Source organism: Actinoplanes sp. NPDC020271 (assembly GCF_044388125.1).
Taxonomy (GTDB): Bacteria; Actinomycetota; Actinomycetes; order Mycobacteriales; family Micromonosporaceae; genus Actinoplanes.
Genome location: NZ_JBIRWQ010000001.1, coordinates 371,484 through 392,443, shown reverse-complemented (window position 1 = coordinate 392,443; position 20,960 = coordinate 371,484). Strand labels below are relative to the sequence as shown.

The window sequence follows — 20,960 nt, the reverse complement described above, 5'->3', positions numbered from 1 at the left end:
GGCTAAGTCTCAGGCGACACGCCATTGACGTAAACGTCCACGGCGTGTCGCCCGGACGATGATGGGGGCATGGCGGACGACCGTAATCAGACGGCCCGCCCGTCACTGAGCCGGCAGTTGCTGCCCGCCGTGCACGGGCTGCTGGCCCGCCCCCTCTCGTCCTACTACCTGCTGATCGCCAGCGCCGGTCTGCTCCTGCTGATCGGCCTGACCATGGTCTTCTCGGCGACCAGCGTGAAGGCGTACGCGGCCAACGGCAACGCGTTCTCGGCCATCTCCAGCCAGGCGGTCTACGCCCTGCTCGGCCTGATCGCCTTCTGGATCTGTCAGCGCCTGCCGGCGATCACCCTGCGCGCCCTGGGCAAGTACGTGCTCGGCGTCTCCGTCGTGCTGCTGACGTTCCAGAACCTGGCCGTCATGATCCTGAACATCGGCGCGCAGCAGAGCAAACCGGTCGGCCCGGTCTCGGTCAGTCTCCTCTCGCTCGCCGTCGGTGGGGTCAGTGTCCAGCCGTCCGAGCTGGCGAAGCTGGGGCTGGTCCTGTGGGGCGCGGACGTGATCGCCCGCAAGGGCCCGGCTCTGGGCCACTGGCGTGAGCTGGCGATGCCGCTCTTCCCCGTGATCGGCCTGCTCTTCGTCCTGGTCGGCTACAACGACGTCGGCACCATGCTGGTGCTGCTGGCCCTGATCATCGGCCTGCTCTGGGCGGCCGGCGTGCGGATGCGGGTGTTCAGCGCGCTCGGCGTGCTCGGCCTGACCGGCATCGGCCTGCTGATCGCGGCCGCCTCGCGGGGGGCCGGCTCGGGTACCACCGGTGCGGAGAACTACCGGGTCGCCCGGCTCACCGCGTTCCTCACTCCGCTCGACAAGTGCGACGTCGACGTCTGCTACCAGCTGATCCAGGGCCGTTCGGCGATCTTCGAGGGCGGCTGGTTCGGGGTCGGCCTGGGCAAGGGCGCGCTGAAGTGGGGCTGGGTGCCGGAGGCGGAGAACGACTTCATCTACGCGATCGTCGCCGAGGAGCTGGGCGTGGTCGGCTGTTCGGTGGTGCTGGCGCTCTTCGCGGTGCTGGCGTTCACCGGTTTCCGGATCGCGCGCCGCTCGGCCGACCCGTTCCGCCGTCTCGCCGCCGCCGCGATCACCACCTGGCTGGTCGCCCAGGCCGTGATCAACATGGGTGGGGTGGTCGGCCTGCTGCCGATCACCGGCCTTCCGTTACCGTTCATCTCCGCAGGTGGTAGTGCTCTGATCGTGGCCATGGCGGCGATCGGGATGCTGGCCTCGTTCGCCCGCGCGGAACCGGATGCGGCCCGGGCCCTGAACGCCCGTCCGACGCCTCGATGGGTGCGACTAGTCTGGGCCCCGCTACCGCCGGTTCCCCCGCCGCGGCGGCCGGGACAACAGCGTGAGACGCCGGTCAGCGCGGGGAAGGATCGTCGCTAGTCCGCTTCTCCGGTGGCGGGCGGGGCGGTCGGACGGGAAAGGAGAAGGTGATGGTGCAGCTGCGGTCCGTCGTGCTCGCCGGGGGAGGCACCGGCGGACACATCTATCCGCTGCTCGCTTTCGCCGATGCCCTACGCCGGCACTTCCCGCAGATCCGGATCACCACGCTGGGCAGCCCGAAGGGGATGGAGAACCAGCTCATCCCGGCGGCCGGCTACGACCTGCGGGTGATCCCGGCGTTCCAGCTGCCCCGCGCGCTCAATGTCGACCTGCTGCGCACCCCGGACCGGATGTACAAGTCGACTCACGCGGCCGGCGAGATCATCGACGAGGTCGGCGCCGAGGTGGTGGTCGGCTTCGGGGGGTATGTGTCGGTCCCGGCCTACCTGGCCGCCTGGCGCCGGGAGATGCCGATCGTGGTGCACGAGGTGAACGTGCCGCCGGGCGTGGCGAACCGGATGGGCATGAAGTTCACCAAGCGGGTCGCCGTCGGTTTCCCGCACCAGCTGGAGCAGGCCGAGTCGCTGCGCAACGCGCGCCTGGTCGGTGTCCCGCTGCGCACCGGCATCACCCAGATGGACCGTCCGGCCCTGCGCCCGCAGGCGCTGTACCACTTCGGCCTGCGGCCGGACCTGCCGGTGCTGTTCGTCTCCGGTGGCTCCTCCGGTGCGCGCACGATCAACCTGGCGGTGGCCGCGGCGGCCAAGCGGCTGGCCCACGCCGGCATCCAGGTGCTGCACGTGCAGGGCGGGCGCAACGACCCGTTCGAGGTGCCGAACGACCTGCCCGTGCCCTATGTCGTTGTGCCCTACCTGTCGGACATGCAGCTCGGATACGCTGCCGCCGACCTGATGCTCTGCCGCGGCGGGGCGATCACGGTCGCCGAGACGACGGCGCTCGGCATGCCCGCGATCTACGTGCCGTACCCGTTCAGCAACCAGGAGCAGCGTCGCAACGCGATTCCGGTGGTGGAGGCGGGCGGCGGCATGCTGGTCGACAACAGCGAGCTGACCCCGGAGTGGATCGAGCGCAACATCATCCCGCTGGCGCGTGACCGGCCGCGGCTGGCCGCGATGGGCCACGCCGCGGCGGGGTACGGGCGGCGCGACGGTGACGAGCAACTGCTGCGGTTCGTCCTGGAGGCGGTGGACCGGTGAAATTCTTCCAGCCAGTTACTGAGGGAGCTTTGTGGTGAACACGGCGGAGTTGACGCCGGCCGGTGAGATGACCGCCGAGGATCTGGGCAGTGTGCATCTGATCGGGATCGGTGGCGTCGGCATGGCCGGCCTGGCCCGGCTCCTGCTGACCCGGGGCATCCCGGTCTCCGGCAGTGAGCTGCGCGAGTGGCCGGCCCTGGCCGGGATGCGCGCGCTCGGCGGCACGGTGCACATGGCTCACGAGGCCTCGAATCTGGACGGCGTCGACACGGTCGTCTACTCCACCGCGATCCCGAGGGATCACGTGGAGATGGTCGAGGCGCGCCGGCGCGGGCTGCGGGTGCTGCACCGTTCGGAGGCGCTCGCCGCGGCGATGACCGGCCGCCAGACGATCGCGGTGGCCGGCACGCACGGCAAGACCACCACCACGTCGATCATGACGGTGATCCTGCAGCACGCCGGGCAGGACCCGTCGTTCGTGATCGGGGGCGAGCTCTCCGCGGCCGGTTCCAACGGCCACCACGGCAGCGGCCCGCACTTCGTCGCCGAGGCCGACGAGCACGACCGGTCGTTCCTGATCTACCGGCCGCACGTCGCGATCATCACGAACATCGAGGGTGATCACCTCAACAACTGGGGTGACCTGGAGACGCTCAAGGCCGGGTTCCTGGAGTTCGGCGGTCTCGCCGACGGCTTCGTGGTGACGTGCGCCGACGGCCCGGGAACCGGTGAGCTGATCGCGGGGCTCAGGGCCCAGGGCAAAACCGTTTACACGTACGGCGAGGCCGCCGACGCCGACCTGCGCATCAGTGACGTGGTCTCGACCGTCAGCGGCGTGCGCTACCGGGCGACCCTGCACGGCGAGGATCTGGGCGAGTTCAAGCTGGCGCTGCCCGGTAAGCACATGGGCCTGAACAGTGCCGCCACGGTGCTGACCGCGCTGAAGCTGGGTCTGTCGCTGGAGAAGATCGTCGAGGCGCTGGAGTCGTTCCCGGGGGTGCGCCGCCGCTTCGAGCGCAAGGGCATCGCCGCCGGCGTCCGGGTCTACGACGAGTATGCGTACCACCCGACCTCGGTCCTGGCCGCGCTGCGCACGCTGCGCGAGGTGGCCGGTGACGGCCGCCTGATCGTGGTCTTCCAGCCGTACCGGGTGTACCGGACCCGTGATCTGCAGGCCGAGCTGGCCGAGGGCCTGGCTCTGGCCGACCAGGCGATCATCATGGAGGTCTTCGGCCCGGGGGAGACGCGCGGGCCGGGTGAGGGCGGTCTCGCCCTGACCGCCGCGATCGAGCTGCCCGCCGACCGCAAGGTCTTCGTGCCGGACTGGGAGGACGTGCCGGCCGAGGTGGTGCGGCGCAGCCGTCCCGGCGACGTCGTGGTGACGATGGGCGCGCCCCCGATCTCGCTGATGGGTGACGAGCTGCTGGCCGCGCTGGCCGAGGCGGACCTCACTCCGGGCCTCGCGGGCTGATCCGTGGCGGGCGGGGGGACGGGGACACGTAACTGGCGCCTGGTGCGGGCGGACACCGACGCAGTGCCGCCGTCCGCGCGCCGGTTCATGGCCCGGGCCCGGCAGCGCAAGCTCCGGGCCGCTCTGCCCTGGCTGGTCGCCGCCGGCGTGCTGCTGCTCGCCGGCGCCGTGGCGTGGGTGGTCTACGGCACGGCGGTGTTCGGCGTGAAGACGGTCGAGGTGATCGGCACCCAGACGGTCGATCCGGCGCAGGTGCGGGCCGCGGCCGCGGTGCCGGAGCAGCGCCCGCTGGCCCGGGTCGACCTGGATCAGGTCGGCGCGCGGGTCCGCGGGCTGGCCGCGATCGACAAGGTGACGGTCACCCGCAGCTGGCCGTCCACGGTGCGGATCGAGGTGGTCGAGCGGGTCGCGGTCGCCGCGGTGCCGCTCGGCGGCCAGTTCACCCTGATCGACGACTCGGGGGTGCCGTTCCGCCAGGTCGCCGCCGCGCCGGCGGGGGTGCCGCTGGCGCGGCTGACGTCGCCGGGGCCGGGCGACGCGAACACCGGGTCGGCGCTGAAGGTGCTCGCCGCGCTCAGCGACGAGTTGCGGGAGCAGTTGGCGGCGGTGTCGGTGACCTCACCGGTGGCGATCCGGCTGGAGTTGCGGGACAAGCGGGTGGTGATCTGGGGCGACGACACCGAGAGCCCGTTGAAGAGCGAGGTCGCCACCGCGCTGCTGAAGCGCAAGGCGACCGAGATCGACGTGAGCGCCCCCAAGATCGTGACTATCCGGTAACTAGTTACTAAACCGACAAAAACGTACGAACGGAATTTTTCGTCCGAGGTTACGGGTCAGTCGCATAGTCGCCACGTAAGCGGACGCGACACGCCGCCCGGGTTCTTTGGTCCGGGCGCGATGTCCGCATACGTTGCGTCGAGAGGTTTGAGTGGTTGACATAACTCTAAACCTCTAGTAGAGGGTGAGGGTTTCCTCGCCCTCCCTTGTACGGCAGTGGACGTCGAAGTGCGGATCCCCCTCGGAACCGCAGGGGCCCTCGACGTCCGCCAACCCCGAAGGGAAGGCTGAGCCCGATGACACCTCCGCACAACTACCTTGCGGTTATCAAGGTCGTAGGCATCGGCGGCGGCGGCGTGAACGCCGTGAACCGCATGATCGAGGTTGGGCTCAAAGGCGTCGAGTTCATCGCGATCAACACCGATGCCCAGGCTCTGCTGATGAGCGACGCCGACGTCAAGCTCGACGTCGGCCGGGAGCTGACCCGCGGCCTCGGGGCCGGCGCCCAGCCCGACGTCGGCAAGAACGCCGCCGAGGACCACCGTGACGAGATCGAGGAGGTCCTCAAGGGGGCCGACATGGTCTTCGTCACCTGTGGCGAGGGTGGCGGCACCGGCACCGGCGGCGCCCCGGTGGTGGCGAACATCGCCCGCAAGCTCGGCGCGCTGACCATCGGCGTGGTGACCCGCCCGTTCTCGTTCGAGGGCAAGCGGCGTCAGGTCCAGGCCGAGGCCGGCATCGAAGAGCTGCGCAACCAGTGCGACACGCTGATCGTGATCCCGAACGACCGGCTGCTGGCGCTCGGCGACCGCGGCATCAGCATGATGGACGCGTTCCGCCAGGCCGACCAGGTGCTGCTCTCCGGTGTCCAGGGCATCACCGACCTGATCACCACGCCGGGTCTGATCAACCTGGACTTCGCCGACGTGAAGAGCGTCATGAGCAACGCGGGCAGCGCGCTCATGGGCATCGGCAGCGCGCGGGGCGACAATCGCGCGGTCGAGGCGGCCGAGCGGGCCATCTCCAGCCCGCTGCTGGAGCAGAGCATGGACGGCGCGCGCGGCGTGCTGCTCTCCATCGCCGGCGGTTCCGACCTGGGTCTGTTCGAGATCAACGACGCGGCGCAGCTGGTCACCGACGCGGCCCACCCGGACGCGAACATCATCTTCGGCGCGGTGATCGACGACGCGCTCGGCGACGAGGTGCGGGTGACCGTGATCGCCGCGGGCTTCGACGGGGGGTCGCCGTCCTACAAGCCGGCCGAGCCCGTGCGCAAGCAGAACCCGCCGCCGGCCGTGACCACCTCGGCGCCGCTGCCGGCGATCACGCCGCCGGTCACCCCGCCGACCCCGGCGCCGCGCAAGCACGTGCTCTTCGACGACGTGGACGTGCCGGACTTCCTGAAGAACGGTTCCTGACCACACTGATGGACCATGGGAACTGACGAGAAGCGGCGGGCTGAGCTCGCCGCCAATCTCCAGCAGGTGCGTGAGCGGATCGCGCAGGCTTGCGACGCGGCCGGACGCCGACCGGATTCGGTCACGCTGACCGCGGTGACGAAGACGTACCCGGCGAGTGACGTGCTGTTGCTCGCCGGTCTCGGCGTGACCGACGTCGGCGAGAACCGGGATCAGGACGCCTCCGGGAAAGCCGCCGAGGTGCGGGCCGCGGGCGTGCGCCTGCGCTGGCACTTCGTCGGCCAACTGCAGAGGAACAAGGCGAAGTCGGTTTGCGCGTACGCCGATGTGGTCGAGTCCGCCGACTCGCTCCGTCTGGTCACGGCGCTGGACCGGGCCGCCCTGGCCGCCGCCCGCGACGAGCCGCTCGAGGTGCTGGTCCAGGTGAGTCTGGACGGTGACCCGGCGCGCGGCGGCGTGATTGGTGACGATCTCTGGCGGGTATCCGACGCCGTGGCCTCTTCGGACGGTCTGCGGCTGGGTGGGTTGATGGCCGTGGCCCCGCTCGGCGAGGACCCTGGCCGGGCCTTCGCGCGACTGGCCGAACTGGCTGGTCAGTTGGTCGCGACGCACCCCGGTGCGACGACGGTCTCGGCAGGCATGAGCGGGGACCTGGAAGCGGCGATCCGGCATGGGGCGACACACGTACGGATCGGTACATCTTTACTCGGGATGCGAAACTCGCTGCGGTAGCCTTGCGGCGGGCAGCAAACTACACAGGTGTTGTTTTACGCGACGCGCCACCGCCCGGCGGCCGTTGCGTCCGACGACGCAGCGTCGCAGCGGGTCACGGGTCCTGATCGGACCTGATGTCCGGCTCGCCAAGGGGGGCGCGGCACGCCATGAGGGGGCGCGGGCCGCAGGAGCGGACGGAGGTGGGGGCACATGAGTACTTTCCGGAAGGCGGCCGTCTGGCTGGGCCTGGCCGAGGAGGAGGACGAGCGCGACGACTACGAGGAGCGCGGATACCAGCAGGAGCGCCCCTACCGGTCGTCCCGCGGTGGCCGCGACCACGACCGTGATCACCGTTACTCGGCGCGCGACGGTTACTCCGACGGCTTCGACGACGACGAGGTGGAGGAGGAGCGGCCGGTGCCCCGGTCGCGCCCCGAGCGGGACCGTCCGGAGCGGGACCGGTCCGAGCGTTCCGCCCGGCTCAGCGAGCGCGTCTCCTCGGTACGCGCCGACCTGGACCGGGACGACGACGACCGGATCGAGCGGGGCAGCAGCGTCCGCTCCATCACCCGCCCCTCGCCCGCGCCCGAGCAGTCCTCGGCGATGACCTACTCCACCCGGGAGAACCTGGCGCTCGCCCCGCAGCCGGTGCACCAGCCGCCGGTCCAGCACCGGCCGATCGAGGACGAGCAGCGGTACCAGATCACCACGCTGCACCCCACGACGTACCGGGAGGCGCGGACGATCGGCGAGCACTTCCGCGACGGTGTGCCGGTCATCATCAACCTCACCGAGATGGACGAGTCGGACGCCCGCCGTCTGGTCGACTTCGCCGCCGGGCTGGCGTTCGGCCTGCGGGGTACGATCGAGCGCGTGACCAACCGGGTTTTCCTGCTCTCACCGGCGAATGTCCAGGTCACCGCGGAGGACAAGGCCAAGATCGCTGAGGGCGGCTTCTTCACTCAGAGTTGACCCGAACGAGGGATCCGCCCAACGTGCTGTCGATCGTGTTCCAGATTCTCTATCTGCTGGTGTATTTCTTCTTCCTGCTGCTGCTGGGCAGGTTCGTCCTGGGAGCGGTGCTCCAGTACGGACGTCGTTGGCAACCCGGCCGGGGCGCGTCCGCCACACTCGAATTGGTGTGGAGCGTCACGGATCCACCCCTCAAGGCGTTGAGGCGTGTGATCCCACCGCTGCGCATTGGTAACGTGAGTTTGGACCTGGCTTCCATCGTGCTGCTGGTTATCCTGTTCGTGCTCATGGAGTTAGTGCTACGTAATCTCATCCTGAACTACAGCTAGACAGCAGCCCCAACCGCGGCCGCGACTGACCCGAGGAGTTTCGATGCCGCTGACCCCGGCCGACGTGCATAACGTCGCCTTCAAGAAGCCCCCGATCGGCAAGCGGGGGTATGACGAGGAGGAGGTCGACGCCTTCCTTGACGAGGTCGAGCGCGAGCTCGCCCGTCTGATCGAGGAGAACAACGAGCTGCGCGCCCAGGTGGAGCGCGGCGGTCGGGGTGGCGCGCCAGCCGGCCCGAGCGCCGATCCTCGCCTCGCGGCCGAGCTCAACGACCTCAAGGCCCAGCTGGACCGTGTCCAGCGGGACAAGACCTCCGCCGAGCAGGCGGCCCGGCAGATGCAGGCCGAGTTGGAGCAGGTGCGGACCCAGGGCCCCGGCCCCGGTGCCGGCCCGACCGGTGCCGACGGTGAGCAGCAGGCTCTCCGGGTGCTGATGATGGCCCAGCGCACCGCCGACGACCACGTGTCCGACGCTCGCCGCGAGGCCGACAAGCTGCTCTCCGACGCCCGTTCCAAGGCGGAGGAGGTCACCCGGGAGGCCCGGGCCAAGGCCGACGCCCTCGAGCGCGACGCGCGTCAGCGGCACCAGGAGGCCATGGGCGGCCTGGACGCCAAGCGGACCGCGCTGCAGAAGCACATCGAGGAGCTGAAGCAGTTCGAGCGGGAGTACCGCACGCGCCTCAAGGCCTACCTGGAGAGCCAGCTGCGCGACCTCGACGGCCGTGGCCAGGGCCTGGAGGCCGAGATGGCGCGCGCTGACGCGAGCCGCTCGGTCGGTGGCTCCGGTGGTCTCGCCGCGGCCGGGCTGGCCGGGTCCTACGGCGCCCGCAACGCTATCGAATCGGGTCGCTGACCTCAGCCCCCGCACCTCGACGAGGATGAGCCATGATTCCTGCTAGTTTCCCGCTCATCCTCGTCGCGGTGGTGTGCCTCGCGATCGGCCTGATCCGTGGGTCGAGCAGTCTTCTCATAGCCTCGATCGTGGCCAACCTGCTGGTCGCGGTCGTTCTTGTCATCGGGCTGCGGCAGCGAGCCGCGGCCCGGCAGCACCGCGCGGACGCGCCGGAGCCGGTCGACCCGCTGGACGACGATGCCGTCCCGCCCGGTCCCGCTCCGCGCCGCACCGCGGGGGCGCCCGACGCCCACGATTCTGCCCCGGCCGGCGCCGCGTTCGCAGCCGATTCCGGGTCCTCCGCCTCCTTCGCGCGCGACCGCTCCGCCGCGGCGGGACGGACCGACCCGATCGGCTTCCCCGCCGCTGACGAGGTATACGGAAAAGACCCGGTTACAGATCAAGGGCAAAACGACGACCTTTCCCGTACGGGGGAAGGCGCGCGTGCCGCGGGAACACATCAGCCGGACGAATCCGTCGTTTCGCCGCGCGCCGAGGCGGATTACCAGGCCGCCTCGTCGACCATCGGAGCGGCCCGCCGCGGCGAGCCCGGTGACGAGCAGGCCTGGCGCCGCCCGTCCGAGCCCGTCTCCCCTGAGCGGGCCGTCCCCGAGCCCACTTCCCGTGCGTCCGCCCCCGATCCGGCTCTCCGTGAGTCCGCTCACGAGCCCGTGTCCCGCGAGGCGTCCTCCTCCGAACGCGCGTCCCGTGAGCCCGCCGCCGGCTCCGCGGAGTCCTTCGCGGGTAGCGCGACCGCCGGCCCTGGCGCCTCACCGGACAGTGCTTCCGGAACCCGGGCCGGGGGTGCTGCCTTCCCGGTGCAGGGCTCGGGCGTCGACCCGGCGGGGGCGGATGCCGTGCTCGGGGACGAGTTCGGCGAGCCGGACGCGGACGATCCCGACGACGAGCCCCTGCCGCAGTCGGTGCGGCCCACGGACGCGGTCCGGGTGGCGCGGCTCGACACCGATGTGCTCGTGGTCGACGGCCGTCCGAGGTACCACATGGCCGACTGCCCGCACCTGGTCGGCCGGCTCACCGAGTCCCTCCCGGCCGCCGAGGCCGTGGAGCTGGGCTTCAGCCCGTGCGGCCTGTGCCGTCCGGTGGACCGCCTCCTCGGCGTCGACGCCCGCCGCTGACCACGTCGTCGAGGGCGTGGCTGACCGCGTCGTCGGCCGCGCCGCCGGGCCCGCGCGGCTTCCCGGCCGGTTGTGGTGGGCGTCATGAGAGACGAACAACGCCCACCGGAACCAGCCGGGACCGGGACCACGCGGGGTGCTCGGGCGGGGCGGAGTTCGCGGGCCGGGCGGTGGCGAGCCGGTGCGGGGTGGGGAAGCAGGGCGGGGAGGACGGCGAGCGTGGGTGATCGGGGACGGACTTCCGGGGTTTCGGTGGCGGTGCGGGTCCGGCCGGGGGCCGGGCGGACGCGGGTCGGCGGAACCTATCCCGGGCCGCACGGACCGGCGCTGATCGTCGCGGTGGGCGCACCGGCGGTGGACGGTCGGGCGACCGAGGCGGTCCGGCGTGCGCTGGCGGACGCGCTGGGTGTGCGGGCCGCGGATGTCGCCCTGCGGATCGGGGCCACCAGCCGGGACAAGGTGTTCACCGTCGACGCGCCACCGGCCGAGGTCGAGTCCCGCCTCACCCGTCTGCTCGCCGGCTGAGCCGGTTCGGCCGGGCGGCTGTTCGCTGCCTGAGCCGGCTCAGCCGGGCGGGGCTTGGAGGGAGGATGGTGCGGTGTGTGACACCTGGTGATGTCGGGGTGACGTGGGGTGTATCGTCGGGTATCCGACGGGCGGGCGGTGTGTTCGTGCCGGTATGTCGGTAGCTGAGAACCCGAGCGGTTGTCGAGGCATCTCACGTTCCGTATCCTTGCCAACCTCGCCGAGTGTGCGGTGAGTTTCCCGCCGCGTCGTTTGTGCAGGTGGGGCAAGATCTACGGCGGCGCCGGAGCGCCTGCCCGGGCGGGTGCCGGTGAGATCGCCCGGGGCAAGCACGGGGGAAGACAGGGAACCGGCGGGCCGGCCGGGAAGGGTGGGCCGCCCCGGTTCCGAGGACCGCTGATCGCCGCGCCGGGCGCGGCCGAGGGAGCGACGATGGCCAAGGCAACCGAGACGCGGGCCGGATCGACCGACGGGCGGGCGCGCAGCGCGGCGGAGACCGAGGAGATCCGGGTGGCGCTGGTGACCCGGCTGACCGACCTGCAGGCCGAGTACGATCATGCGCTCAGTGAGATCACCGAGCTCTCGCGCGAGCGGCTCGCCGACTCGGCCGGGGACGACCAGGCCGACACCGGCACCAAGACGTTCGAGCGGGAGCAGGAGATCACGCTGGCCAACAACCTGCTCGAGCGGATCACACAGGTGGAGCGTGCCATCGATCGGCTCGGGACGGGCAACTACGGTTGGTGCGAGCGGTGCGGTAACCAGATTCCGGTGGAGCGACTGGCCGCGTTCCCGTCCGCGACTCTCTGTGTCTCTTGCAAGCAGTTGGAGGAAAGACGCTGAACGCCGAAAAGGCCTCGCGGTTCGCCCCGCGCGCCGTGGCGGTGCTGGGCGCCACCGCGCTCATCGCGCTGGCGCTCGACCAGTGGGTGAAGCACCTCTCCACCGAGAATCTCGACCCGAACGAGCCGAAGAAGATCCTCGGTGGCCTGATCTATCTGTCGCTGCTGCGCAACAGTGGCGCGGCGTTCAGCTTCGGCAGCGCGTACACCTGGATCTTCCCGCTCATCACGCTCGTGGTGATCGGCTGGATCGCCTGGATGGCGACGAAGCTGCGCTCGGTGCCGTGGGCGGTCGCGCTCGGCCTCGTGCTCGGCGGGGCGCTGGGGAACCTGACCGACCGGCTGTTCCGCGCTCCGGGCCCGTTCCAGGGGCACGTGGTCGACATGATCAGCGCTTTCGCGCCGTACGGGGAAAGGTTTGCGGTCTTCAATATCGCGGACAGTTGCCTGACCGTCGGCGTGTGCCTCGCGGTTCTCCTGGAACTGACCGGGCGGCAGCGTGACGGCAGCCGCCTGAAGGGGAAGAGTCACAAGGCGGAATCGGACACCACGGCCGGAACGGAAGAACCTGCATGAGCGACACGCGATCTCTCCCGGTGCCGGACGGGTTGGACGGGATGCGGCTGGACCAGGCGGTTTCCCGCTTGTTCGGGCTTTCCCGGACGGCGGCGGCGACTCTCGTCGAGGACGGCAACGCGCTGGTCGACGGGATTCCGCGACCGAAATCGGACAAGGTCGCCGCGGGTTCGTGGCTCGAGGTGACCCTGCCCCCGCCGGTGAGCGCGCCGGTGCTGGTGGCCGAGCCGGTGCACGGGCTGAGCGTGATCTACAGCGACGACGACATCGTCGTGGTGGACAAGCCGGTCGGCGTGGCCGCGCACCCGAGCCCGGGCTGGACCGGCCCGACCGTGGTCAGCGGCCTGGCCGCGATGGGGCAGAACGTGGCGACCAGTGGCGCCGCCGAGCGCCAGGGCATCGTGCACCGCCTCGACGTCGGCACCACCGGGCTGATGGTGGTGGCCAAGTCCGAGATGGCCTACAGCGTGCTGAAGCGGGCCTTCAAGGAGCGCGAGGTGGAGAAGCGCTACCACGCCGTGGTGCAGGGCCACCTGGATCCGCTGCGGGGCACGATCGACGCCCCGATCGACCGGCATCCGACGGCCGACTACAAGTTCGCGGTGATGTCCGGCGGCAAGCCGAGCGTCACGCACTACGACACGGTGGAGGCGTTCCGCTCGGCCAGCCTGGTCGACGTGCGGCTGGAGACCGGGCGCACCCACCAGATCCGGGTGCACTTCTCGGCGATGCGGCACCCGTGCGTGGGCGATCTCACCTACGGCGCGGATCCGACCCTGGCGGCCCGGCTGAAGCTGAACCGGCAGTGGTTGCACGCCCGCGAACTGGCCTTTCTTCATCCCCGGACGCACGATGAGGTCCGGTTCGTCAGCGACTACCCTGCTGACCTGACCTACGCGCTGGACGTCCTGCAGGACGCCGGCTGACCTGCTGACTGGGGAGACGTCGTGTGACACGCGCGCATCGTCTGCGAGCGGTCCTCGGCAGGTTCGGGGGCGGCTCGCTCCGGTTGCAGTTGATGACCGCGGTGGCCCTGGCGGCCACCGCGACGCTGGTGGTCGCCGTCGCTGTCGCCGGCGGCCCGGGTGGCTCGGACGACACCGACCCGGGCGACGTCGTACGGGTCGGTGTGGTCGAGGGCCAGACCGTCGGCGGTTACGTCGACGCCGCGCGGCGTGAACTGGCCATGCTCAGCGACCCGTCCGGCCCGGCCGCCGGGGAGACGTGGGCGCTGGTCAGCCTCGCGAAGTACACGGGGCCGGGGCAGTTGCCGGCGATCCTGGCGGACGCGGTGGTGGCTCAGGTCTACGCCCGGGTGCCGTTGCCGGACGCGCGCACCCAGGTGTCGCTGATCCCGGTCTACACCATGCCCGGGGACGTGACCGCCGGGATGCTGAACGCCGCGCTGGTCCGTGATCAGGAGCAGGCCGACTACTCCCGGCTGGAACGGTCGCTGACCGGCCAGGGGCAGCGCGAGCAGCGACTCCGGCAGACGTATGCGAATGCCGCCCGGACGGCGGCGCGCGAGGCCGCGGCGTACCGGGAAGGCTGTTCCTGTGTCTTCGCGGCCGTGATCCGCGCCGCCCCCGTGACCCTGGACGACATCGCGTCGCGCCCCGGGGTCCGGGCCGTCGACCCCGCGCCGGAGGTGCGCAGCCTGGACCGGACGGAGTTCCGCCCGCCGCTGCCGGAGGAGAACGGCACGGTGTCCGCGGAGCCGTCCGTGACGCCGGTGCCGACCGCCGTCCCGGGCGTTGCGACCGCCTCCCCGCCGCGGTTACCGTCGTCGATCGGGGCCACTGTGACTTCTGCCTCACCGAGTGGCGGGGTCTCGCCGGCGGCCTCCGCCGCCGCTCCGGCGCCGGCCTCGGCCGGCGTACCCTCGGAGACGGAGATGGCCACAGCTCACGCCACGTCCGGCGGGTCCGCCGCGGCGTCCGTCGCTGAACCGGAACGTTAGTTTTTCCGTCTGAAGGAACGTTCGGGTGGATGCACGTGCACGACCGGCGTGCCGCCATGTGATCAAGAACGACAGGGGGATGGGCACTCGGTCGGTGGCCCGAATAGGGTTCTCGTCCGTAGCCTGTCTTGGCGAGAACCCCTCGCCGGAACACGACGTCGGGTAGGCGCAGAAGGGACAAGCCGTGGACGGGACCGAGACCGGCTGGGGCCGGCCTGCGGAACCAGCCCCGCGCTGGCGGGCTCTGCTGGACCGTGCCCGGCATGGTCACCGTGCCGAGGAACCCGCCGAGGAGCCGAAGGCGGATCCGGCCGCGGTCCCGCAGCAGTGGGGCCAGCAGGCGCCGCCCACCCGTGGGCCGGCCCGCCCGGCCAATCCGCTGGAGGGCCGGGGCTACGACGGGCAGCGCCCGGACGCTCGCCCGCCGGCCGCCGAGCCGCAGCGCATGATGCCGCAGCGCCCGATCAACCCGCTGGACCCGCGTTGGCAGGCCCGCCCCGAGCAAGCGCAGCAGCAGACCAGCTACTTCGACCCGGCCCCGCGGTCTCCGCAGCCGCCGGTTGCGCCACCACCGCCGCAGCAGCCGTCGTCGCCGTTGCCGCAGCGCGGTGCCTACCCGCCCGCCCCGAGCTATCCGCCTCCGGCCCCGCAGCCCAACGGTTATCCCCAGCCCAACGGGTATGCCCAGCAGCCGCCGGCCTACCCGCAGGCGTATGCGCCCCCGGCCGCCCCGCCGGTCGCGCCGCGGCCGGTGTCGCCGCCGCCCGTGCCGGTGGCCCAGCCGATCCCGGTCGCGTCGGCCTCCCCGGCCGTCCAGTCCCGGTTGGACGCGCCGGTCCAGCCCCGGTTGGACGCGCCGGTCCAGCCCCGGCTGGACCCGGCCGCCTCCGGCGCCCGGCTCGAGTGGCGGCAGTCCCGCACCGACGACGGCGTGGAACGCGCGGTCGGGGTGATGCGCCGCAAGCTCGGCCAGCCCCGGGTGCTGGCGTTCGCCAACCCCAAGGGCGGTGTGCACAAGACCACCGCGACCGTGCTGGCCGCGGCCACCATCGGCAGCGTCCGAGGCCGCGGCGTGCTCGCCTGGGACGACAACGAGCTGCGCGGCACGCTCGGCCTGCGGGCCGGCAGCGCCCGCCACGCGCGGACGATCAAGCACCTGCTCGCCGACCTGATGCGGATCGAGAACCTGCACGGCGACGCGCTGCTGCAGGAGCTCGACGCGTACCTGCGGCACGCCTCCGACGGCTCCTACGACGTGCTGGCCGGCGAGGAGAACCCGCGTTTCGCCCAGCGGCTGGACCAGGCCACCGTGCGCCGGGTGATGGACCTGCTCCGGCGGACCCACGACGTGATCTGCGTGGACACCGGCAACAACGTGGAGAGCGTCAACTGGCAGACGGTGATGCGCTCGGCCGACCAACTGGTGATCACCACGGTCCCCCGGGAGGACGCCGCCTTCACCGCGGACTGGATGCTCGACGTCCTCGAGGAGAGCGGGATGGGCGACATGGTGGCGAACGCCGTGACGTTGATCTCCTGTCCGTCGCCGGGCACGCTGCCGCTCCTGGAGGACTTCAAGAAGCACTTCGCGACGCGGACCCGCGCGGTCGCCGTGGTGCCGTACGACCCGGCGCTGGAGGTCGGCTCCTCGATCGAGTACGGGGATCTGCAACCGGAGACCAGGCAGGCATGGTTGCGGGCCGCGTCGACGATGTTGGAGCCCTTCGCCGAGTAGTACGCTTCCGGGGCGCTGCCAACGATGAGGGGGTCCCGGGTGTCCGACTCGTTCGTGCATCTGCACGTACACACCGAGTATTCGATGCTCGACGGAGCGGCCCGGGTCAAGGAACTCATCGGGGAGGCGAAACGGCTCGGCATGCCGGCCGCGGCGATCACCGACCACGGCAACATGCACGGGGCGTACGAGATGTATCGGCAGTCCAAGGACGCCGGCATCACCCCGCTGATCGGCGTCGAGGCCTACGTCGCCCCGGAGTCGCGGCTGAACAAGACCCGCATCAAGTGGGGCCGCCCGGAACAGAAGTCGGACGACATCTCCGGTAACGGTGCGTACACCCACATGACCATGTGGGCGCGCAACGCGGTCGGCCTGAAGAACCTGTTCCGGCTGAACTCGCGGGCCTCGATCGAGGGTCAGCTCGGTAAGTACCCGCGGATGGACTTCGACATCATCGCGGAGCACGCCGAGGGGATCATGGGCACCACCGGCTGCCCGTCCGGCGCGGTGCAGACCCGGCTGCGGCTGGGCCAGTTCGACGAGGCGCTCAAGTCCGCCGCGATGTACCAGGAAGCGCTCGGCCCGGAGAACTACTTCCTCGAGATCATGGACCACGGTCTGGACATCGAGAAGCGGGTCCGGGACGGCCTGCTGGAGATCAGCAGGAAGCTGAACATCCCGCCGCTGGTCACCAACGACTCGCATTACACGTACGAGGAGCAGTCCGCCGCGCACGACGTGCTGCTGTGCGTGCAGACCGGCAGCAACATCGCCGACCCGAACCGGTTCCGCTTCGACGGCAACGGCTACTTCGTGAAGTCGGCCGACCAGATGCGTGCCGTCGACTCGTCCGAGGCGTGGCAGGAGGGCTGCCGGAACACCCTGCTGGTGGCCTCGCGGGTGGACATCGACGGGATGTTCACGTTCAAGAACCTGATGCCCCGCTTCCCCATCCCGGAGGGGTATTCCGAGGAGGAGTACTTCCGGCACGTCGCGTTCGAGGGCCTGCGCAAGCGTTTCCCGGACGGCATCCCGGAGACGCACGTCGCCCAGGCGGAGTACGAGCTGGGCGTCATCATCCAGATGGGCTTCCCGGCGTACTTCCTCGTCGTGGCCGACTTCATCCAGTGGGCGAAGGACAACGGCATCGCGGTCGGCCCGGGGCGTGGTTCCGCGGCGGGTTCGCTGATCGCGTACGCGATGGCCATCACCGACCTCGACCCGATCCAGCACGGGCTGATCTTCGAGCGGTTCCTCAACCCCGAGCGTGTCTCGATGCCCGACGTCGACATCGACTTCGACGAGCGCCGGCGCGGTGAGGTCATCCGCTACGTGACCGAGCGCTGGGGCGAGGACAAGGTCGCCCAGATCGCCACGTTCGGCACGATCAAGGCCAAGGCCGCGATCAAGGACTCGGCCCGTGTGCTGGGTTACCCGTTCGCGGTCGGCGACAAGATCACCAAGGCGATGCCGCCGGACGTCATGGGCAAGGGCATCTCGCTGGGCGGCATCTTCAACAAAGAGGACAAGCGCTACAACGAGGCCGGCGAGATCCGCTCGCTCTACGAGACCGACCCGGACGTCAAGAAGGTGATCGACACCGCGCGCGGCATCGAGGGCCTGATCCGGCAGACCGGTGTCCACGCCGCCGGCGTCATCATGTCCGCCGAGCCGATCATCGACCACATCCCGCTGATGCGGCGCGCCTCCGACGGCGTCATCATCACGCAGTTCGACTACCCCACCTGTGAGGGGCTCGGCCTGCTGAAGATGGACTTCCTGGGCCTGCGGAACCTGACGATCATCGACGACGCGAACAAGAACATCGAGCTCAACCACGGTGCGCCGCTGGACCTGCTGGCGCTGCCGCTGGACGACAAGGCGGCCTACGAGCTGCTGGCCCGCGGTGACACGCTGGGCGTGTTCCAGCTCGACGGCGGCCCGATGCGCTCACTGCTGCGCCTGATGAAGCCGGACAACTTCGAGGACATCTCCGCCGTCCTGGCGCTGTACCGTCCGGGCCCGATGGGCGTCGACTCGCACACCAACTACGCGCTGCGCAAGAACAAGCTGCAGGAGATCACCCCGATCCACCCGGAGCTGGAGGAGCCGCTGCGGGAGATCCTCGAGCCGACGTACGGCCTGATCGTCTACCAGGAGCAGGTGCAGCGCGCCGCGCAGATCCTCGCCGGTTACTCGCTCGGCCAGGCCGACCTGCTGCGCCGCGCGATGGGTAAGAAGAAGAAGGAGATCCTCGACAAGGAGTTCATCCCGTTCCGCGACGGCTGCCGCGAGCACGGGTACTCCGACGAGGCGATCCAGGCGGTGTGGGACGTGCTGGTCCCCTTCGCGGGGTACGCGTTCAACAAGGCCCACTCCGCGGCGTACGGGCTGGTGTCCTACTGGACGGCCTACCTCAAGGCGCACTACCCCGCCGAGTACATGGCCGGTCTGCTCACCAGTGTCGGCGACGACAAGGACAAGATGGCCGTCTACCTGGCCGAGTGCCGTCGCATGGGCATCCAGGTGCTCCCGCCGGACGTGAACCAGTCGGCCGGCCCGTTCACCCCGGTCGGCAAGGACATCCGGTTCGGCCTGGGCGCCGTCCGCAACGTCGGTGGCAACGTGGTCGAGGCGATCGCGCGCTGCCGCAAGGAGAAGAGCGAGTACACCGACTTCTACGACTTCCTGTCGAAGGTGGACGCGGTGGCCTGCAACAAGCGGACCATCGAATCACTGATCAAGGCCGGTGCGTTCGACTCGATGGGGCACAGCCGCAAGGGGCTGCTCGCCGTGCACGCCGAGGCGATCGACGCGTACGCCGGGGTGAAGCGCAACGAGGCGGCCGGCCAGTTCGACCTGTTCGGCGCGTTCGGCGACACCGCCGGGGGATCCTCGGCGACGGTGGCGATGCCCACCATCCCGGACAGCGAGTGGGACAAGCGCGACAAGCTCACCTTCGAGCGCGAGATGCTCGGCCTCTACGTCTCCGACCACCCGCTCGCCGGCCTGGAGCAGGTGCTGCAGAGCAACGCGGACATCAGCATCGCCGCGCTCAACGAGGACGGCTCGGTCCAGGACGGGCAGATCGTCACGATCGCCGGCATCCTCACCGGCGTCCAGCGGCGGATCACCAAGCAGGGCCGGGCGTGGGCGTCGGCCACCGTCGAGGACCTCGCCGGTGGCGTCGAGACGCTGTTCTTCCCCAACACGTACGAGGTGATCGGCCAGTACATCGCCGAGGACGCGATCGTCGTCGTCAAGGGCCGGGTCGACCGGCGTGACGACACCCCGCGGATCATGGCGATGGACATGTCCATCCCGGACGTCACCCACAACCCGGACAGCAAGCCGGTCGTCCTGACCATGCCGATCACCCGGGTCACCCCGCCGCTGGTCGACGAGCTCAAGGACATCCTCTCCGGCCACCCGGGCGACACCGAGGTGCACGTCCACCTGCAGAACGGCAAGCGGACCACGGTCGTCCGGCTGGTCGCGGCCCGGGTGGCGGCCACCCCCGCGCTGCGGGCCGACCTGAAGATGATCCTCGGTCCGGCGGCTGTCGCCTGACCCGCGGGCGGATCTGGAAGGATCAGAGGGTGCAACCTGAGGAGCCCGTCACCCCGCAGCCGGTGGTTTTCGACAAGCCGGCGGCCGGTCCGTCATGGTGGCGGCTCCAGCAGGGCAGCCGCCGTTCGCCGCGGCGGACGATCGCTGTCGCGTTCGGCAGCGCCGCGGTGGTCACCGTGCTCGGCGCCCCGTTCGGGCTGCTCTGGCACGCGGTGTCGCCGACCGTGCCGGTGATCGACGCCGGCGCGAACGGCATCGTGGTCAACGACCCGTCCCCGGAGCAGTACATTGCCGCCGATGGCTGGCTGACCCTGCTCGGCCTCGGCTTCGGCCTGCTCGTGGCGCTGGCCGGGTGGCTGATCCTGCGCCGTGACCGGGGGCCGGCGCTGCTGCTGGGAGTGGTCGCCGGGGCCTACGCCGCGGTGAAGTGGGTGGCCGTCCCGCTCGGTGAGCTGATCGGCAAGGACGCGTACGAGCAGTGGCGCCAGTCGGCCACCCAGGGCGCCACCTACCTGGCGCCGCCGGCCCTGCACTCGGTCGGCCCGACGCTGGTTCCGGCGTTCGTCGCCGCGATCGTGCTGACCCTGCTCGCCGGGTGGTCCAACGACCCCGACCTGGACCAGCCGGGCGCGCAGCCCGGTTACGGTCCCAACCACGGGCAGTACGACGACAGCCTGGAGGCGCCGCCGTTCAGTTCGGGCTGGCCGGCCGGGCCAGATCCGACAGCGGCACCGGCACCGCCCGCACCCGGGCCAGCAGACCAGCCTCGCGGTTGAGCAACCGCAGCTCGGCGCGGAGCCGGGCCACCGTGTCCGGCGCGGCCAGCAACGCGTGCCGCTCCTCCAGGGTGAGCTGGGCGGTCGCGGCGACCAGGTGGGAGAGCACGGTCGGGTCGTCCGGCATCTGGTCGAGGATGTCCGCGCTCGGCCGCAGCAGCTGCAGGTAGGTCTGGAAGGCGGCCAGCACCCGCGGCTTGAGCAGGGTGGCCGCCCCGTCCGGCGGCTCCTCGTCGGGCAGCCACTCGACCTGGGCGGTCAGCCACGGCTCCTCGCCCTGGGCGACGTCGAGGACCCGGAACCGTCGCCGGCCGACGGTCATCACGTCGAACCGCCCGTCCGGCAGCTCGGTGACGTGCCGCAGCTCGGCGGTGCACCCCACCTCGAACAGCTCGGCGGTGCCGACCGGCTCGGGCGCCGGGGCCGGCCCCTCGCCGGGCTCGGGCGCCACCTCACTCCCGTGCCGGAGGGTGACCACGCCGAACTCGGCCGGCGGCTCTGCCGGACGGGCCTGCAACTCCCGCACGAGGGCGCGATAACGCTCCTCGAAGATGTGCAGGGGCAGCACCAGCCCGGGGAAGAGCACCGTGCTCAGCGGGAAGACCGGCAGCCGATCGCTCACGCGTTCAGCCTAACGGTCCGCTGACCTTGGTCAACCCGGCGT

At 70.8% G+C, this 20,960-nt stretch carries 19 protein-coding genes; 18 read left to right on the top strand and 1 reads right to left on the bottom strand.

Annotated elements, in window-relative coordinates; translation table 11 throughout:
• Positions 1–69 precede the first annotated feature (69 nt).
• The 18 genes from ACH442_RS01715 (at position 70) to ACH442_RS01630 (ending at position 20,296) form a co-directional block, all read left to right on the top strand.
• Entirely contained in the window at positions 70–1,443 is a 1,374-nt protein-coding gene (locus tag ACH442_RS01715; RefSeq protein ID WP_396120628.1) for an FtsW/RodA/SpoVE family cell cycle protein, read from the top strand.
• 50 nt (positions 1,444–1,493) lie between these two features.
• Positions 1,494–2,600, top strand: coding sequence for an undecaprenyldiphospho-muramoylpentapeptide beta-N-acetylglucosaminyltransferase (gene murG / locus ACH442_RS01710; protein WP_396120627.1), 1,107 nt, complete (start codon positions 1,494–1,496; stop codon positions 2,598–2,600).
• A gap of 34 nt (positions 2,601–2,634) precedes the next feature.
• Complete coding sequence (murC, locus tag ACH442_RS01705; RefSeq protein ID WP_396120626.1) at positions 2,635–4,071, top strand: UDP-N-acetylmuramate--L-alanine ligase; 1,437 nt, start codon at positions 2,635–2,637, stop codon at positions 4,069–4,071.
• Positions 4,072–4,113: 42 nt separating this feature from the next.
• A complete protein-coding gene (locus tag ACH442_RS01700) occupies positions 4,114–4,848 on the top strand; it encodes a cell division protein FtsQ/DivIB (protein WP_396120625.1) in 735 nt (244 codons plus the stop codon).
• Between the two features lie 296 nt (positions 4,849–5,144).
• A complete protein-coding gene (gene ftsZ / locus ACH442_RS01695; protein WP_396120624.1) occupies positions 5,145–6,266 on the top strand; it encodes a cell division protein FtsZ in 1,122 nt (373 codons plus the stop codon).
• 15 nt (positions 6,267–6,281) lie between these two features.
• A complete protein-coding gene (locus ACH442_RS01690) occupies positions 6,282–6,998 on the top strand; it encodes a YggS family pyridoxal phosphate-dependent enzyme (RefSeq protein WP_396120623.1) in 717 nt (238 codons plus the stop codon).
• Positions 6,999–7,190: 192 nt separating this feature from the next.
• The gene (locus ACH442_RS01685) at positions 7,191–7,952 is read left to right on the top strand and encodes a cell division protein SepF (protein ID WP_396120622.1); all 762 of its coding nucleotides are present in this window, start codon (positions 7,191–7,193) and stop codon (positions 7,950–7,952) included.
• A gap of 23 nt (positions 7,953–7,975) precedes the next feature.
• Positions 7,976–8,281, top strand: coding sequence for a YggT family protein (locus ACH442_RS01680; protein WP_203738756.1), 306 nt, complete (start codon positions 7,976–7,978; stop codon positions 8,279–8,281).
• Between the two features lie 43 nt (positions 8,282–8,324).
• Positions 8,325–9,134 (top strand): DivIVA domain-containing protein, encoded by an 810-nt coding sequence (locus ACH442_RS01675; RefSeq protein WP_396120621.1) that lies wholly within the window; start codon positions 8,325–8,327, stop codon positions 9,132–9,134.
• A 32-nt stretch (positions 9,135–9,166) separates the two neighbouring features.
• Complete coding sequence (locus tag ACH442_RS01670; RefSeq protein ID WP_396120620.1) at positions 9,167–10,309, top strand: hypothetical protein; 1,143 nt, start codon at positions 9,167–9,169, stop codon at positions 10,307–10,309.
• A 219-nt stretch (positions 10,310–10,528) separates the two neighbouring features.
• The gene (locus tag ACH442_RS01665) at positions 10,529–10,834 is read left to right on the top strand and encodes a DUF167 domain-containing protein (protein WP_396120619.1); all 306 of its coding nucleotides are present in this window, start codon (positions 10,529–10,531) and stop codon (positions 10,832–10,834) included.
• A 432-nt stretch (positions 10,835–11,266) separates the two neighbouring features.
• Positions 11,267–11,677, top strand: a complete 411-nt coding sequence (locus tag ACH442_RS01660) for a TraR/DksA family transcriptional regulator (protein WP_396120618.1) — start codon at positions 11,267–11,269, stop codon at positions 11,675–11,677.
• A complete protein-coding gene (gene lspA / locus ACH442_RS01655; RefSeq protein WP_396120617.1) occupies positions 11,650–12,252 on the top strand; it encodes a signal peptidase II in 603 nt (200 codons plus the stop codon). The genes ACH442_RS01660 and lspA overlap by 28 nt, the downstream gene beginning before the upstream one ends.
• Complete coding sequence (locus tag ACH442_RS01650; RefSeq protein ID WP_396120616.1) at positions 12,249–13,178, top strand: RluA family pseudouridine synthase; 930 nt, start codon at positions 12,249–12,251, stop codon at positions 13,176–13,178. Before lspA ends, ACH442_RS01650 begins: the two co-directional genes overlap by 4 nt.
• Positions 13,179–13,201: 23 nt before the next feature.
• Positions 13,202–14,212, top strand: coding sequence for a hypothetical protein (locus ACH442_RS01645; protein ID WP_396120615.1), 1,011 nt, complete (start codon positions 13,202–13,204; stop codon positions 14,210–14,212).
• A gap of 184 nt (positions 14,213–14,396) precedes the next feature.
• Positions 14,397–15,947, top strand: a complete 1,551-nt coding sequence (locus ACH442_RS01640) for an AAA family ATPase (protein ID WP_396120614.1) — start codon at positions 14,397–14,399, stop codon at positions 15,945–15,947.
• A 39-nt stretch (positions 15,948–15,986) separates the two neighbouring features.
• The gene (dnaE, locus tag ACH442_RS01635) at positions 15,987–19,520 is read left to right on the top strand and encodes a DNA polymerase III subunit alpha (RefSeq protein WP_396120613.1); all 3,534 of its coding nucleotides are present in this window, start codon (positions 15,987–15,989) and stop codon (positions 19,518–19,520) included.
• Positions 19,521–19,549: 29 nt separating this feature from the next.
• The gene (locus ACH442_RS01630; protein ID WP_396120612.1) at positions 19,550–20,296 is read left to right on the top strand and encodes a hypothetical protein; all 747 of its coding nucleotides are present in this window, start codon (positions 19,550–19,552) and stop codon (positions 20,294–20,296) included.
• Here ACH442_RS01630 and ACH442_RS01625 read toward each other — a convergent pair.
• Entirely contained in the window at positions 20,211–20,918 is a 708-nt protein-coding gene (locus ACH442_RS01625) for an LON peptidase substrate-binding domain-containing protein (RefSeq protein WP_396120611.1), read from the bottom strand. The two genes, ACH442_RS01630 and ACH442_RS01625, sit on opposite strands and share 86 nt — an antisense overlap.
• Positions 20,919–20,960: the final 42 nt, after the last annotated feature.